General features: G+C 32.9%; 2 protein-coding genes. One reads left to right on the top strand and one right to left on the bottom strand.

What is annotated here, in order from left to right:
* Window positions 1-142: 142 nt before the first annotated feature.
* Window positions 143-721 (top strand): GNAT family N-acetyltransferase, encoded by a 579-nt coding sequence (locus tag GSA01S_RS10005; RefSeq protein WP_066127199.1) that lies wholly within the window; start codon window positions 143-145, stop codon window positions 719-721.
* Between the two features lie 184 nt (window positions 722-905).
* Here GSA01S_RS10005 and GSA01S_RS10000 read toward each other — a convergent pair whose 3' ends face one another.
* A complete protein-coding gene (locus GSA01S_RS10000; protein ID WP_066127196.1) occupies window positions 906-1,823 on the bottom strand; it encodes a cation diffusion facilitator family transporter in 918 nt (305 codons plus the stop codon).
* Window positions 1,824-1,947: the final 124 nt, after the last annotated feature.

Raw genomic sequence — 1,947 nt, 5'->3', positions numbered from 1 at the left:
CTATCCAAGATTTGAATATATTGGGAGTGTCCAGATTAGTGGCTCTTCATGACTGTTTTCTATTTGGACAATCCCATTTTTTATTGCCAATAGTATAAAGGAGTAATAAAATAAAATTATTCTAAAAGAAAGAAGTAACCAGATGCAAATTAGAAATGCCAGTTTAACAGATGCTACTCATTTATTATCAATTTATGCTCATTATGTGAAAAATACTGCCATCACTTTTGAACTAGAAGTGCCGTCAGTATTTGAATTTGAAGACCGTATGACGAATGTTTTAAAACGTTATCCGTATTTAGTAATGGAAGAGCAAAAAGAAATCATTGGTTATGCTTATGCGAGTCCTTTAAATGCACGACAAGCGTATGATTGGTCGTGTGAGATTTCGATATATTTACATCCATCTTCTACTAAAAAAGGTTATGGTCGTCAATTATACCAACAGTTGGAAAAGTTATTAAAAGGGATGGGGATTTTAAATATCTATGCCTGTATTGCTTTTCTGGATGATGAGGATGAGTATCTATCAAAAAATAGTGTTGATTTTCATCAGCACTTAGGTTATCAACAAGCAGGTGTGTTTCATTATTGTGGTTATAAATTTAATCGTTGGTATCACATTATGTGGATGGAAAAAATTATTGGTAAAAAACATAAAGATATGCCAAAAATTTTGCCATACTCACAAATAAAAGAGGATAAGTTTATCGAAGATTAATCTAGGTGAATTATAAATAACACAAAAGAGAGGGGTTGGGCAAGAAGTAGAAAATTAAATAATTATCACTTCTCGCCAACCCCCCTCTTTATTATGAGGTATTAAAAGAGTTTAATAGATTTTAAGTTGTTTCAATTATGAGGGATAATGTGCTCTGATTTTACTTAATAACTGCGTTTAAAACTTAGTGGTGGTGATGATGCCCATGGCTATGAGTATGGCCCTTGTGATTAGCGAATATTTTTTCTATATCACGTTTATGCAAATCGTGTGCTTCACAAGAAGAATCAATTTCAATCGTGACATTATAAACTTGATGGTGTTCTAATAAATGACGAATATCATGTTTTGTTTCTTCTATCAATTGAGTATCATCGACACAAATATGTAAAGTGGCATTGTTTTCAAGACCATCCATCGACCAAAGATTTATTTGATTTATGGATCGGATATTATCGTGTTGAGCTATTTCATTTTCTAATGTTTTTAAGCAGATATCTTCAGGAACAGCATCAAGAAATATTTTCAAATTGGTCCAAAATTGTGGCAAAGCTCGGCTTAAAATAAAGATTGAAATCATGAGTGAAAGCAAGGGGTCTAAGAAATACCAATTAGTAAAACGTAAGATAATTGAAACTGCTATAATAGCTAACCAGCCTAAGATATCTTCTAGGAAATGTAAACCAAGGATCGCTTCGTTTTTAGTTTGTCCACGGCTGACGACATAACTAGCGATAAAATTGATGATAATGGCAATGAGACCTAAAATTAACATACCGTTATAATTGACGGGTTCAGGATGAATTAATTTAGGGATATTTTTAAGGGTAACAAAAAAGGAACCGATAATTAAAATAAGGGCTGTAATCATCGCGCCCAGTAAACTGAATCGTTTATATCCGAGAGAAAATTGATGATCTTCCTTACGATTAGAAAAATTTTCTAAGAAAGCCGCAATCCCAATCGCTGCTGCATCACCAGTATCGTGCACAGCGTCCGCTAGTATAGCGCTAGAATTAAAAATTCCTCCATAGATAAATTCAATTATCGCAAAGCTTAAATTCAAAATAAAGGCAATCAGTGTATTAATATTTGATTTCATCATGAATCCTCCTAGTCAACTGATGTTTATATTAATAGTGTAAACCATCCCTTAATAGGAGAGTCAAGGCTTTTGTTTATCTTCTCACATTTATACAGTATAATAGGGAGTAGACCAGAAGTAG

Origin of the sequence: Globicatella sanguinis NBRC 15551, from assembly GCF_001552295.1 — a bacterium.
GTDB lineage: Bacteria > Bacillota > Bacilli > Lactobacillales > Aerococcaceae > Globicatella > Globicatella sanguinis.
The sequence above is the reverse complement of the archived record's forward strand: the minus strand, read 5'-3'. Positions and strand labels throughout refer to the sequence as shown.